The 13,767-nt window shown below is 38.1% G+C and carries 12 protein-coding genes, 1 rRNA gene and 1 riboswitch; all 13 genes read left to right on the forward strand.

Annotation, left to right across the window (positions count from 1 at the left end; all coding sequences use genetic code 11):
* Positions 1-93, forward strand: a 5S ribosomal RNA gene (gene rrf, locus ACVWY7_RS16885); the annotation flags it as partial.
* A 477-nt stretch (positions 94-570) separates the two neighbouring features.
* Positions 571-672: riboswitch (purine riboswitch) on the forward strand.
* Between the two features lie 110 nt (positions 673-782).
* Complete coding sequence (gene purE / locus ACVWY7_RS16890; RefSeq protein ID WP_000839367.1) at positions 783-1,268, forward strand: 5-(carboxyamino)imidazole ribonucleotide mutase; 486 nt, start codon at positions 783-785, stop codon at positions 1,266-1,268.
* Entirely contained in the window at positions 1,265-2,416 is a 1,152-nt protein-coding gene (gene purK / locus ACVWY7_RS16895) for a 5-(carboxyamino)imidazole ribonucleotide synthase (RefSeq protein ID WP_000196810.1), read from the forward strand. Before purE ends, purK begins: the two co-directional genes overlap by 4 nt.
* Positions 2,413-3,720: an adenylosuccinate lyase gene (purB, locus tag ACVWY7_RS16900; protein WP_000625683.1), complete on the forward strand. Its 1,308-nt coding sequence runs from the start codon at positions 2,413-2,415 to the stop codon at positions 3,718-3,720. The genes purK and purB overlap by 4 nt, the downstream gene beginning before the upstream one ends.
* Positions 3,721-3,808: 88 nt before the next feature.
* Positions 3,809-4,528 carry a phosphoribosylaminoimidazolesuccinocarboxamide synthase gene (gene purC, locus ACVWY7_RS16905; protein WP_105989357.1) on the forward strand — a complete coding sequence of 240 codons (720 nt, stop codon included), beginning with the start codon at positions 3,809-3,811 and terminating at the stop codon, positions 4,526-4,528.
* Positions 4,521-4,775, forward strand: a complete 255-nt coding sequence (gene purS / locus ACVWY7_RS16910; RefSeq protein ID WP_000278823.1) for a phosphoribosylformylglycinamidine synthase subunit PurS — start codon at positions 4,521-4,523, stop codon at positions 4,773-4,775. The genes purC and purS overlap by 8 nt, the downstream gene beginning before the upstream one ends.
* Complete coding sequence (gene purQ, locus ACVWY7_RS16915) at positions 4,772-5,455, forward strand: phosphoribosylformylglycinamidine synthase subunit PurQ (protein WP_000666779.1); 684 nt, start codon at positions 4,772-4,774, stop codon at positions 5,453-5,455. Before purS ends, purQ begins: the two co-directional genes overlap by 4 nt.
* Positions 5,439-7,658, forward strand: coding sequence for a phosphoribosylformylglycinamidine synthase II (purL, locus tag ACVWY7_RS16920; RefSeq protein ID WP_456523866.1), 2,220 nt, complete (start codon positions 5,439-5,441; stop codon positions 7,656-7,658). The genes purQ and purL overlap by 17 nt, the downstream gene beginning before the upstream one ends.
* Positions 7,643-9,058 (forward strand): amidophosphoribosyltransferase, encoded by a 1,416-nt coding sequence (gene purF, locus ACVWY7_RS16925; protein ID WP_000879029.1) that lies wholly within the window; start codon positions 7,643-7,645, stop codon positions 9,056-9,058. The genes purL and purF overlap by 16 nt, the downstream gene beginning before the upstream one ends.
* Positions 9,059-9,164: 106 nt before the next feature.
* On the forward strand, positions 9,165-10,205 hold the full coding sequence (purM, locus tag ACVWY7_RS16930) for a phosphoribosylformylglycinamidine cyclo-ligase (RefSeq protein ID WP_001262436.1): 1,041 nt from the start codon (positions 9,165-9,167) through the stop codon (positions 10,203-10,205).
* Entirely contained in the window at positions 10,202-10,789 is a 588-nt protein-coding gene (purN, locus tag ACVWY7_RS16935; RefSeq protein WP_000088592.1) for a phosphoribosylglycinamide formyltransferase, read from the forward strand. The genes purM and purN overlap by 4 nt, the downstream gene beginning before the upstream one ends.
* 24 nt (positions 10,790-10,813) lie before the next feature.
* Complete coding sequence (gene purH, locus ACVWY7_RS16940; RefSeq protein ID WP_456523867.1) at positions 10,814-12,349, forward strand: bifunctional phosphoribosylaminoimidazolecarboxamide formyltransferase/IMP cyclohydrolase; 1,536 nt, start codon at positions 10,814-10,816, stop codon at positions 12,347-12,349.
* A 121-nt stretch (positions 12,350-12,470) separates the two neighbouring features.
* A complete protein-coding gene (gene purD, locus ACVWY7_RS16945) occupies positions 12,471-13,742 on the forward strand; it encodes a phosphoribosylamine--glycine ligase (RefSeq protein ID WP_001994857.1) in 1,272 nt (423 codons plus the stop codon).
* Positions 13,743-13,767: the final 25 nt, after the last annotated feature.

The raw sequence follows: 13,767 nt of genomic DNA on the forward strand, positions 1-13,767 counted from the left end.
CACACCCGTTCCCATACCGAACACGGAAGTTAAGCTCTCTAGCGCCGATGGTAGTTGGGACCTTGTCCCTGTGAGAGTAGGACGTCGCCAAGCAAAAACCTAAGTCGATTCGACTTAGGTTTTTTTGTGTTTATTTTTATATACCAAATCTTAATGAGGAAAAAGAATGAAAATGAGGGTATTGAGAGTAATAGTAATGATTTTTTGCTTTTTAAGTTTTCTAAGTGCTCCCAAACAATCCTTATAACAGGAACTGTTATTTCTACTACAAGTATATATTTTAAATAATGAGAGTGAAAAAGCGGGATAATATAAACAAGTATTTAATTATTATAATAATCGTTGCGATACAAAGGAATATAAACGATATGCTTTATATTAATTAGTACACAAACCGGTTTGTGTATGATAGATCTCTAGAAATATATATTCTAATTTCTTATCCTTCTTGCATATAGTTACAATTATTCTTTTGAATATAACTAAAACACGAACGTTATTGATTAGTAATAAAAAAACATTCGATTATTTGTTGACATTGTTTATGAAATATTGTTAATATAGCCATAGAAAGAATAATATATAAGACCTCATATAATCGCGGGGATATGGCCTGCAAGTCTCTACCTAACGACCGTTATTCGTTAGACTATGAGGGAAAGTCACTCGGTATTTTTCTATTCACAAGGGATACGTATGCCTGAGTAGAGCGCTTTCTCTCATAGTAAAAGAGAAACTGTTCTATTTCAGGCTTTTTTTATTTGAATCGGGGGGATTCTAATATGAAATCACTAGTTGGAGTCATAATGGGAAGCACGTCAGACTGGGAAACAATGAAATATGCTTGTGACATTTTAGATGAATTAAATATACCGTATGAGAAAAAGGTTGTATCCGCTCATCGGACTCCGGATTATATGTTTGAATATGCAGAGACGGCTCGTGAACGTGGATTGAAAGTTATTATTGCTGGAGCTGGTGGAGCAGCGCATTTACCAGGAATGGTTGCAGCGAAGACGAATCTTCCTGTAATCGGAGTTCCAGTTCAATCAAAAGCGTTAAACGGCTTAGATTCATTATTATCCATCGTCCAAATGCCAGGAGGGGTTCCAGTTGCAACTGTTGCAATTGGTAAGGCTGGTTCAACAAATGCTGGTTTACTTGCTGCACAAATACTTGGATCATTCCATGATGACATACATGATGCATTAGAATTGAGAAGAGAAGCAATTGAAAAAGATGTGCGCGAAGGTAGTGAGCTAGTATGACGAGAATCATTTTACCTGGAAAAACAATCGGTATTATTGGAGGCGGCCAGCTAGGAAGAATGATGGCATTGGTAGCTAAGGAAATGGGATATAAAATTGCTGTTTTAGATCCTACAAAACATTCACCATGTGCACAAGTTGCTGATATTGAAATTGTTGCATCATATGACGATTTAAAAGCAATTCAGCATTTAGCAGAGATCAGTGATGTTGTCACATATGAATTTGAGAATATTGATTATAGATGTTTACAATGGCTTGAAAAACATGCTTACTTACCGCAAGGCAGTCAGTTGTTAAGTAAAACGCAAAATCGTTTTACAGAAAAAAATGCAATAGAAAAAGCGGGATTACCAGTAGCAACGTATAGATTGGTTCAAAATCAAGAGCAGCTTACTGAAGCAATCGCCGAGTTATCATATCCTTCCGTCTTAAAAACAACGACAGGTGGATATGATGGGAAAGGGCAAGTTGTTTTAAGAAGTGAAGCTGACGTTGATGAAGCGCGAAAGCTTGCGAATGCAGCAGAGTGTATTTTAGAGAAATGGGTGCCTTTTGAAAAAGAAGTATCAGTTATCGTAATTCGTAGTGTAAGTGGTGAAACGAAAGTATTTCCGGTAGCGGAAAATATTCATGTAAATAACATTTTGCATGAATCCATCGTTCCAGCTCGCATTACAGAAGAACTTTCTCAAAAAGCAATTGCTTATGCAAAAGTGCTAGCGGATGAACTAGAACTTGTGGGAACACTAGCGGTAGAGATGTTTGCTACAGCTGATGGTGAGATTTATATTAATGAACTAGCACCAAGACCTCACAATTCAGGACACTATACACAGGATGCATGTGAAACGAGTCAATTCGGTCAACATATTCGAGCAATCTGTAATTTACCTCTTGGAGAAACAAATTTGTTAAAACCAGTTGTCATGGTAAACATTTTAGGCGAACATATAGAAGGGGTCCTAAGACAAGTGAATAGATTAACCGGGTGCTATTTACACTTGTATGGAAAAGAAGAAGCAAAAGCGCAGCGAAAAATGGGGCATGTTAATATTTTAAATGATAATATTGAAGTCGCTCTAGAAAAAGCAAAGAGTTTGCATATTTGGGACCATCAAGAACAACTGTTGGAGGGAAAAAGATGATTAGTCGTTATACACGCCCAGAAATGGGTGCGATTTGGACGGAAGAGAACAAATTTAAAGCGTGGTTAGAAGTTGAGATTTTAGCTTGTGAAGCATGGGCTGAGCTTGGCGATATTCCTAAAGAAGATGTTAAGAAAATTCGTGAGCATGCATCATTTGATATTGATCGTATTTATGAAATTGAAAAAGAGACACGTCATGACGTAGTTGCATTCACTCGTGCTGTATCAGAAACACCAGCATTAGGTGAGGAACGTAAATGGGTTCATTACGGTTTAACATCTACAGACGTAGTGGATACAGCGTTATCTTACATCTTAAAACAAGCGAATGAAATCATATTAAAAGACTTAGAAAACTTCGTAAGCATTTTAGCTAACAAAGCGAAAGAGCATAAATACACGATTATGATGGGAAGAACACACGGTGTCCATGCAGAACCAACAACATTTGGTCTAAAACTTGGTCTTTGGTATGAAGAAATGAAACGTAACGTAGAGCGTTTCAAACAAGCTGCTAATACAGTTCGTGTTGGTAAACTATCTGGTGCGGTTGGTACATATGCAAATATTGATCCATTCGTAGAAAAATATGTTTGTGAAAATTTAGGATTAGAAGCAGCACCAATTTCAACACAAACATTGCAACGTGATCGCCATGCTCATTACATGTCAACACTTGCATTAATCGCAACATCTATCGAAAAGATGGCAGTTGAGATTCGTGGTTTACAAAAGAGTGAAACACGTGAAGTTGAAGAAGCTTTCGCAAAAGGTCAAAAAGGTTCTTCTGCAATGCCACATAAGCGTAATCCAATTGGATCTGAAAATATGACTGGTTTAGCTCGTGTTATCCGCGGTTATATGATGACAGCTTATGAGAATGTTCCATTATGGCATGAGCGTGATATTTCTCACTCTTCAGCAGAACGCGTAATTTTACCAGATGCTACAATCGCGTTAAATTACATGCTAAATCGCTTTGGTAATATCGTTAAAAACTTAACTGTATACCCAGAGAATATGAAACGCAATATGACAAGAACATACGGCTTAATTTATTCTCAGCGCGTAATGCTTACATTAATCGATAAAGGTATGGTGCGTGAAGAAGCTTACGATATCGTACAACCTAAAGCGATGGAAGCTTGGGAAACACAAGTACAATTTAAAGAGCTTGTAGAAGCTGATGAGCGTATTACGAGCAAGTTAACACAAGAAGAAATTAATGAATGCTTTAACTATGAGCATCATATGCAACACGTTGATACAATCTTTGAACGCCTAGGATTAAACGAAGCATAAAATTTCATATGGCACAGAATAGAGTCATTCTGTGCCATTCTTTATAAAAACATTATTCACATTTTTCAAACTACAGGGGGCTTGCGAAATGCAAAAGCTAGAATTGCTGTATGAAGGTAAGGCAAAAAGAATTTATCGTACAGAATCAGCAGATATGGTTTGGGTAGAGTACAAAGATAGTGCGACTGCTTTCAATGGGGAGAAAAAAGAGACGATTACAGGAAAAGGTCGTTTGAACAATGAGATTACAACTTTATTGTTCAGAAAGTTACAAGAAATAGGAATTAAAACACATTTTGTTGAGAAGTTATCTGAGACAGAGCAACTTGTTAAAAAAGTGAGTATTATTCCTTTAGAAGTTGTCACAAGAAATGTAATTGCAGGAAGTCTTTCAAAACGATTAGGAATGGAAGAGGGAACTGTACTTGCAGAACCAATCGTAGAATTTTACTTCAAAGATGATGATTTAGGAGATCCGCTTGTAACAGAAGATCATATTCGTGTATTAAACGTTGCGTCGCCAGAGCAAGTAAGCGTATTACGAGATATGGCTCTACAAATCAATCAAGTGTTGATTGATCATTTCGCAAGCTGTCGTGTAAGATTAGTAGATTTCAAATTAGAGTTTGGTGTAACGGATGAAGGAGAAATCATATTAGCAGATGAAATTTCACCAGATACTTGCCGTTTATGGGATGAAACGAGCAATGAAAAGTTTGATAAAGACGTATTCCGTCGTGATCTTGGAAATTTAACAGATGCTTATGAAGAGATTTTAAAACGTTTAGGGGGAATTTCACATGTATAAAGTTAAGGTATATGTAACATTAAGAGAAAGCGTATTAGATCCACAAGGAACAGCAGTAAAAGGAGCACTTCATAGTCTTTCATTCACAGAAGTACAAGATGTTCGAATTGGAAAGTACATGGAATTAACAATTGATAAATCAGTATCTGACTTAGATAGCAAGGTAAAGGAAATGTGTGAAAAACTATTAGCGAACGTTGTAATGGAAGACTTCCGTTATGAAGTTGAGGAGGTTGTCGCACAGTGAAATTTGCCGTAATAGTATTTCCAGGTTCGAACTGTGATGTCGATATGTTCCATGCAATTAAAGATGAGCTTGGCGAAGAAGTAGATTACGTTTGGCACGATACAGAGAATTTAGATGAATATGATGCAATTTTACTACCAGGTGGATTCTCTTACGGTGACTATTTACGCTGCGGTGCTATTTCTCGCTTTGCGAATGCAATGAAGGCAGTACAGAAAGCTGCTGAGCAAGGAAAGCCAATTTTAGGTGTATGTAATGGATTCCAGATTCTTGTTGAATCAGGATTATTACCAGGAGCATTAATGAGAAACGAAAACTTAAAATTTATGTGCCGCACTGTTCAGTTGCGTGTTGAAAATAATGAAACGATGTTTACATCACAATATGAAAAAGATGAAGTAATCAATATTCCAATTGCACATGGTGAGGGGAATTACTATTGTGATGAAGAGACTCTTAAACAATTAGAAGAGAACAATCAGATCGCATTCCGTTATGTAGAAAATCCAAACGGAAGCGTTTCAGATATTGCTGGTATTGTAAACGAAAAAGGAAATGTACTTGGTATGATGCCACACCCAGAGCGTGCTGTAGATGAATTACTTGGCGGTGCTGAAGGGTTAAAAGTCTTTCAATCTATCTTAAAACAGTGGAGGGAAACATATGTCGTTAATGCTTGAACCAAATCCAACACAAATTAAAGAAGAGCGCATATATGCGGAAATGGGGCTAACAGACGAAGAGTTTGCCATGGTTGAAAAGATTTTAGGCCGTCTGCCAAATTATACAGAAACAGGATTATTCTCTGTTATGTGGTCTGAACATTGTAGTTATAAAAATTCAAAACCAGTGCTTCGAAAATTCCCAACAACAGGTGAGCGTGTTCTGCAAGGACCTGGGGAAGGTGCTGGAATTGTAGACATCGGTGATAATCAAGCGGTTGTATTTAAAATGGAAAGTCATAACCACCCTTCTGCTATTGAACCATATCAAGGAGCAGCAACAGGCGTTGGTGGTATTATTCGTGACGTATTCTCTATGGGGGCACGTCCAGTAGCTCTATTAAACTCACTTCGCTTTGGGGAATTACAATCACCACGTGTGAAATACTTATTCGAAGAAGTAGTAGCAGGAATTGCGGGATACGGTAACTGTATCGGTATTCCGACTGTTGGCGGCGAAGTACAGTTTGATCCATGTTATGAAGGAAATCCACTTGTAAATGCAATGTGCGTAGGCTTAATTAACCACGAAGATATTAAAAAAGGGCAAGCGCACGGTGCTGGAAATACAGTAATGTACGTAGGCGCATCAACTGGTCGTGATGGTATCCACGGTGCAACATTCGCATCTGAAGAGTTATCTGAAAGCTCAGAAGCGAAGCGTCCAGCAGTTCAAGTAGGAGATCCATTTATGGAGAAACTTCTTATTGAAGCTTGCCTAGAACTTATTCAATCGGATGCACTTGTTGGAATTCAAGATATGGGTGCAGCTGGTTTAACATCATCTTCTGCAGAAATGGCAAGTAAAGCAGGAATGGGTATTGAAATGTACTTAGATGATGTACCGCAGCGAGAAACAGGAATGACACCATATGAAATGATGCTATCTGAATCACAAGAGCGTATGTTAATTGTTGTGAAAAAAGGTAGAGAGCAAGAAATAGTAGATTTATTTGAGAAGTATGGTCTTGCAGCCGTTACGATGGGGAAAGTAACGGAAGACAAAATGCTTCGTTTATTCCATAAAGGTGAAATGGTAGCTGAAGTGCCAGCAGATGCTCTTGCAGAAGAAGCACCAATTTATCATAAACCATCAAAAGAAGCAGCATATTTTGCTGAATTCCAGCAGATGAAAATGGAAACACCAAAAGTAGAAAATTATAAAGAAACGTTATTCGCTCTATTACAACAACCGACGATTGCAAGTAAAGAGTGGGTTTATGATCAATATGATTATCAAGTTCGCACAAGCACAGTTGTTACACCAGGTTCAGATGCAGCAGTTGTACGTGTACGCGGTACAGAAAAAGGATTAGCAATGACGACAGATTGTAACTCTCGCTACATTTATTTAGATCCAGAAGTGGGCGGTAAAATTGCAGTAGCAGAGGCAGCACGTAATATCGTATGTTCTGGCGGAGAGCCACTTGCAATTACAGATTGCTTAAACTTCGGTAATCCAGAAAAACCAGAAATCTTCTGGCAAATTGAGAAATCAGTAGATGGTATGAGTGAAGCTTGTCGTACGTTACAAACACCAGTTATCGGCGGAAACGTATCAATGTATAACGAGCGTAGTGGTGAAGCGGTATACCCAACACCGACAGTTGGGATGGTTGGACTTGTACATGATTTAAAACATGTAACAACACAAGAGTTTAAGCAAGCCGGCGATTTAGTTTATGTCATTGGAGAGACGAAAGCTGAGTTTGGTGGAAGTGAATTACAGAAAATGCTTCACGGAAAAATTTTCGGCCAATCACCAAGTATCGATTTAGACGTAGAATTAAAACGCCAAAAACAAGTATTAGCAGCAATTCAAGCTGGCCTTGTTCAATCTGCACATGACGTTGCTGAAGGTGGTTTAGCGGTTGCGATTTCAGAAAGTGCAATTGGTGCTAACGGCTTAGGTGCTACTGTGAAATTAAACGGGGAAGCAACAGCTGCATTATTTGCGGAATCACAATCTCGCTTCGTAATAACGGTAAAACGTGAAAATAAAGAAGCGTTCGAGAAAGCGGTAGAAGCAATTCAAGTTGGTGAAGTAACAAATACAAATGAAGTAACAATTCATAATGAAGAAAATGAAGTATTACTTACAGCAAATGTAGATGAAATGAGAAAGGCTTGGAAAGGGGCAATCCCATGCTTGCTGAAATAAAGGGGTTAAACGAAGAATGTGGCGTTTTCGGAATTTGGGGGCATGAAAATGCGGCACAAGTTTCATACTACGGATTGCACAGTTTACAGCACCGTGGGCAAGAAGGCGCAGGCATTGTCGTAAATAATGGGGAAAAAATCGTCGGTCACAAGGGGTTAGGTTTAATATCGGAAGTGTTTTCAAGAGGTGAGCTAGAAGGATTGAATGGAAAATCAGCAATCGGGCATGTACGATACGCGACGGCTGGTGGAAGTGAAGTGGCTAACGTTCAACCATTACTATTCCGTTTTTCTGATCATAGTATGGCATTAGCTCATAACGGGAATTTAATTAATGCAAAAATGCTTCGCCGCGAATTAGAGGCAGAGGGAAGTATTTTTCAAACAAGTTCAGATACAGAAGTACTTTTACATCTTATTAAACGTAGTACGAAAGATTCGTTAATTGAAAGTGTAAAAGAGGCTTTAAATAAAGTGAAAGGTGCGTTTGCGTATCTTTTACTAACTGGAAATGAAATGATCGTTGCGTTAGATCCGAATGGTTTCCGTCCTCTTTCAATTGGAAAGATGGGTGATGCTTACGTTGTAGCATCAGAAACATGTGCTTTCGATGTAGTAGGTGCAACATACATTCGTGATGTAGAACCGGGTGAATTACTTATCATCAATGATGAAGGAATTCACGTAGATCGTTTTACAAATGAAGTAGATCATGCAATTTGTAGTATGGAATACATTTACTTTGCACGACCAGATTCTAATATTGCTGGTATTAACGTCCATGCAGCACGTAAAAACATGGGAAAACGTTTGGCGGCAGAAGCTCCTATTGAAGCTGATGTTGTTACTGGTGTGCCAGACTCTAGTATTTCGGCAGCAATTGGTTATGCGGAGGCGACAGGTATTCCATATGAGTTAGGATTAATTAAAAATCGTTACGTTGGACGTACATTTATTCAACCTTCTCAAGAACTGCGCGAGCAAGGGGTTAAGATGAAGCTTTCAGCAGTAAGAGGGGTAGTTGAAGGAAAACGAGTTGTTATGATTGACGATTCTATCGTAAGAGGAACAACAAGTAAACGAATTGTTCGCATGCTTCGCGAGGCTGGAGCGACAGAAGTTCACGTAAGAATTGCTTCACCACCTCTGAAATATCCATGCTTCTATGGTATTGATATTCAAACGAGAAAAGAATTAATTGCAGCAAATCATACGGTAGAAGAAATTCGTGAAATGATCGGTGCAGACTCATTAACATTTTTAAGTGAAGATGGATTAGTAGATGCAATTGGACGTCCATATGAAGGGAAATATGGCGGCCTATGTATGGCTTACTTTAATGGGGACTATCCAACAGCTCTTTATGATTATGAGCAAGAGCTTTTAGAAAGTATGAAATAAGAAAAATGAAAAAAGCTTCTACTTCTTTTGATGTAGAAGCTAGCTTCTTTTTTATAAATAGCCCGCCCTGGATGGGGAGAAATTAAAAGACGAGGTGTAAATAACGATGGCGAATGCATATAAGCAAGCAGGAGTAGATATTGAAGCTGGATATGAAGCGGTATCTCGCATGAAAAAACACGTACAAACAACTATGAGAAAAGAAGTACTAGGCGGTTTAGGCGGTTTTGGAGGTATGTTTGATCTATCAAAATTTGCATTAGAAGAACCTGTATTAGTATCTGGAACAGATGGCGTGGGAACGAAATTGATGCTCGCTTTTATGGCAGATAAACATGACACAATTGGTATTGATGCAGTAGCAATGTGTGTAAATGATATTGTTGTCCAAGGAGCAGAGCCGCTTTTCTTCCTTGATTATATTGCTTGTGGTAAAGCTGAACCTAGTAAAATTGAAAACATCGTCAAAGGTATATCAGAGGGCTGTCGCCAAGCAGGTTGTGCTTTAATTGGTGGAGAAACAGCTGAAATGCCAGGAATGTATTCGACGGAAGAATACGATTTAGCTGGTTTTACAGTTGGAATTGTTGATAAAAAGAAAATTGTAACAGGTGAAAAAATTGAAGCTGGTCACGTATTAATTGGCTTAGCATCTAGCGGTATTCATAGTAATGGGTACTCTTTAGTACGAAAAGTATTACTAGAAGATGGAGAACTATCTTTAGACCGCATTTATGGACGCTTAGAGCTACCTCTTGGTGAAGAATTATTAAAACCAACGAAAATTTATGTCAAACCTATTTTAGAACTATTGAAGAATCATGAAGTATACGGTATGGCGCATATTACAGGTGGCGGATTCATTGAAAATATTCCACGTATGTTACCAGAAGGAATCGGTGCAGAAATTGAATTAGGATCTTGGAAAATTCAGCCGATCTTCAGTTTACTTCAAGAAGTTGGAAAGCTAGAAGAGAAAGAAATGTTCAATATTTTTAACATGGGTATTGGTATGGTAGTAGCAGTGAAGGAAGAAGATGCAAAAGATATCGTCCGTCTTCTTGAAGAGCAAGGGGAAACAGCTCGTATTATTGGACGTACTGTACAAGGAGCTGGCGTTACCTTCAATGGGGGCAAAGCACTATGAGTAGATTAGCAGTTTTTGCTTCTGGAAGCGGATCTAACTTTCAATCTCTCGTTAATGCGGTAGAAGAAAAAAGATTGGATGCAGAAATTAGTTTATTAGTATGTGATAAACCAGAAGCACGCGCTGTTGGGCGAGCGAATTATCATCATATTCCGTGTTTTGCTTTTTCAGCGAAAGCATATGAGTCAAAAGAAGCATTTGAAAAAGAAATATTAAACAAGCTAGAAGAGTATGAAATTGATTATGTTATTTTAGCTGGATATATGCGTTTAATCGGGCCGACTTTACTAGAAGCTTACGGCGGAAGGATTATTAATATTCATCCATCATTATTACCAAGTTTTCCAGGTAAGGATGCTGTTGGCCAAGCGTTAGAAGCGGGTGTGAAAGTAACTGGAGTAACGATTCATTATGTAGATGCAGGTATGGATACAGGGCCAATTATTGCGCAAGAAGCAGTAGTTGTTTCTGAAGGTGATACGAGAGAAAGCTTACAAAAGAAAATTCAGCAAGTTGAACATAAATTATACGTAAATACAGTGAATCAAATTGTTCAATCTACGAAAGAACCAACTGTTAATTAACATACAACCAGGGGTGAAGGATAAATGAAAAAGCGTGCATTAGTAAGTGTTTCAGATAAAACAGGAGTAGTAGAATTTGTTAAAGGTTTACTAGAACAAGGGATCGAAGTTATATCAACAGGTGGTACGAAAAAATTACTAGAAAAAAACGGTTTACAAGTAATTGGTATTTCTGAAGTAACTGGGTTCCCAGAAATTATGGATGGTCGTGTGAAAACATTACATCCAAATATTCATGGTGGTCTATTAGCAGTTCGCGATAATGAAACGCATGTAGCGCAAATGAATGAGTTAGGTATGGAGCCAATTGATTTTGTTATTGTTAACTTATACCCATTCAAAGAAACGATCGCTAAGCCTGATGTAACATTTGCTGATGCAATTGAAAATATTGATATCGGTGGCCCAACAATGATTCGCTCTGCTGCGAAAAATCATAAATTCGTGTCTGTAATTGTAGATCCAGTAGATTATAATGTCGTATTAGCAGAACTGAAAGAGAACGGAGAAGTAAAAGAAGAAACGAAACGTAAATTAGCAGCGAAAGTATTCCGTCATACAGCGGCATATGATGCGTTAATCTCTAACTACTTAACAGAGCAAATGGGAGAAGAAAGCCCAGAAACATTAACAGTGACATTTGAGAAAAAACAAGATTTACGCTATGGAGAAAATCCACATCAAAAAGCAACATTTTATAAAGCACCATTCGCTGTAACTTCTTCTGTTGCGTACGCAGAACAATTACATGGCAAAGAATTATCGTATAACAATATTAACGATGCAGATGCAGCGCTTAGTATCGTGAAAGAATTTACAGAACCAGCAGTAGTAGCGGTAAAACATATGAATCCATGTGGTGTTGGAGTAGGTACGGATATTCATGAAGCATACACACGTGCTTATGAAGCGGATCCAGTATCAATTTTTGGAGGCATTATTGCAGCGAATCGTGAAATTGATAAAGCTACAGCTGAAAAGTTACACGAAATTTTCTTAGAGATTATTATCGCACCTTCTTTCTCGAAAGAAGCTTTAGAAGTACTGCAAAGTAAGAAAAACTTACGTTTATTAACTGTAAATATTGAAAAAGCGACAAGCGCAAGCAAAAAATTAACTTCTGTACAAGGTGGCCTTCTCGTTCAAGAGGAAGATACGTTATCATTAGATGAAAGTACAATTTCAATTCCAACGAAACGTGAACCTTCAGAGCAAGAATGGAAAGATTTAAAACTAGCTTGGAAAGTTGTAAAGCATGTGAAATCAAATGCAATTGTTTTAGCAAAAGATGATATGACAATTGGTGTCGGTGCTGGACAGATGAATCGTGTAGGTTCTGCAAAAATCGCAATTACACAAGCTGGTGAAAAAGCACAAGGTAGCGCACTTGCATCTGATGCTTTCTTCCCAATGCCAGATACAGTGGAAGAAGCAGCAAAAGCAGGAATTACAGCAATCATTCAACCAGGCGGATCAATCCGTGATGAAGATTCTATTAAAGTGGCGGATACGTATGGGATTGCTATGGTGTTCACTGGCGTACGTCATTTCAAACACTAATAGAGGAAGTTTAAAAAGTCCGGTTAAGATAACCTTCCTTTTTAAACTTTGATTGATATGAAAAAACAAACTAGGAGCATAGCTTCTAGTTTGTACTTATTTAAATATTGGGGGATGAAATATGAATGTTTTAGTAATTGGCCGCGGTGGGCGTGAGCATGCTTTAGCTTGGAAGTTTGCACAATCTGAAAAAGTAGAAAAGGTATATGTAGCACCAGGTAATGAAGGTATGCGTGATGTTGCAACACCAATTGATATTGATGAAAATGATTTTGATGCATTAATCTTATTTGCGAAAGAGAATCATGTTGAGTTAACTTTCGTTGGACCAGAAATTCCACTTATGAATGGAATTGTTGATCGTTTTAAAGAAGAGGGACTTCGCGTATTTGGTCCGAATAAAGCAGCTGCTGTTATTGAAGGTAGTAAAGCTTTTACAAAAGAATTGATGAAAAAGTATAATATTCCAACTGCGGCGTACGAGACTTTTACAGATTATGAAGAAGCAGTACAGTACATTGAAAAAGTTGGTGCACCAATTGTTATTAAAGCGGATGGTCTAGCTGCTGGTAAAGGTGTAACAGTAGCGATGACGCTTGAAGAGGCATTACAAGCTGCGAAAGAAATGCTGCAAGATGTAAAGTTCGGGGAAGCGAGTAAGAAAGTTGTTATTGAAGAGTTTTTAGATGGACAAGAATTTTCATTAATGGCATTTGTGAATGGAACAACTGTACATCCGATGGTAATTGCGCAAGATCATAAACGAGCTTTTGATGGTGATAAAGGTCCAAATACTGGCGGAATGGGTGCATATTCCCCAGTACCACAAATTTCGGAGTCAGCAGTTCAAGAGGCGATTGAAACGGTGTTACATCCAACTGCTAAAGCGATGATCCAAGAAAATCGATCGTTTACAGGAATTTTATATGCGGGACTTATTTTAACAAATGATGGTCCAAAGGTAATTGAATTTAATGCACGTTTTGGCGATCCTGAAACGGAAGTTGTATTACCCCGTTTAGAAAATGATTTAGTGGATGTATGTAACGCTGTATTAGATGAAAGTGAGTTAACGTTACAATGGTCAGAGGAATCGGTAATTGGTGTTGTGCTTGCCTCCAAAGGATATCCGGAAGCATATAAAAAAGGTGAAATTATTAAAGGGCTAGATGCATTGCAAGATGTAATTGTTTTCCATGCGGGTACAGCAATGAAACATGGTGACTTTGTGACAAACGGTGGCCGTGTACTATTTGTTGCTTGTAAGGCGAATAGTTTACAAGAAGCAAAAGATAAAGTATATAAAGAAATCGGTAAAATTGAGAGTGATGGTCTATTTTACCGAAGTGATATAGGATATCGTGCAATTGGGCATGAGATGACGAGAAATTAATATGTGAAAAATCCCGCCGATTCCT

Source organism: Bacillus sp. TE9106W, assembly GCF_054062215.1.

Excerpts from the sequence above, each read along its gene's own strand:
- purE (WP_000839367.1), top strand. The coding sequence starts at position 783 with ATGAAATCACTAGTTGGAGTCATAATGGGAAGCACGTCAGACTGGGAA.
- purK (WP_000196810.1), top strand. The coding sequence starts at position 1,265 with ATGACGAGAATCATTTTACCTGGAAAAACAATCGGTATTATTGGAGGC.
- purB (WP_000625683.1), top strand. The coding sequence starts at position 2,413 with ATGATTAGTCGTTATACACGCCCAGAAATGGGTGCGATTTGGACGGAA.
- purC (WP_105989357.1), top strand. The coding sequence starts at position 3,809 with ATGCAAAAGCTAGAATTGCTGTATGAAGGTAAGGCAAAAAGAATTTAT.
- purS (WP_000278823.1), top strand. The coding sequence starts at position 4,521 with ATGTATAAAGTTAAGGTATATGTAACATTAAGAGAAAGCGTATTAGAT.
- purL (WP_456523866.1), top strand. The coding sequence starts at position 5,439 with ATGTCGTTAATGCTTGAACCAAATCCAACACAAATTAAAGAAGAGCGC.
- purF (WP_000879029.1), top strand. The coding sequence starts at position 7,643 with ATGCTTGCTGAAATAAAGGGGTTAAACGAAGAATGTGGCGTTTTCGGA.
- purM (WP_001262436.1), top strand. The coding sequence starts at position 9,165 with ATGGCGAATGCATATAAGCAAGCAGGAGTAGATATTGAAGCTGGATAT.
- purN (WP_000088592.1), top strand. The coding sequence starts at position 10,202 with ATGAGTAGATTAGCAGTTTTTGCTTCTGGAAGCGGATCTAACTTTCAA.
- purH (WP_456523867.1), top strand. The coding sequence starts at position 10,814 with ATGAAAAAGCGTGCATTAGTAAGTGTTTCAGATAAAACAGGAGTAGTA.
- purD (WP_001994857.1), top strand. The coding sequence starts at position 12,471 with ATGAATGTTTTAGTAATTGGCCGCGGTGGGCGTGAGCATGCTTTAGCT.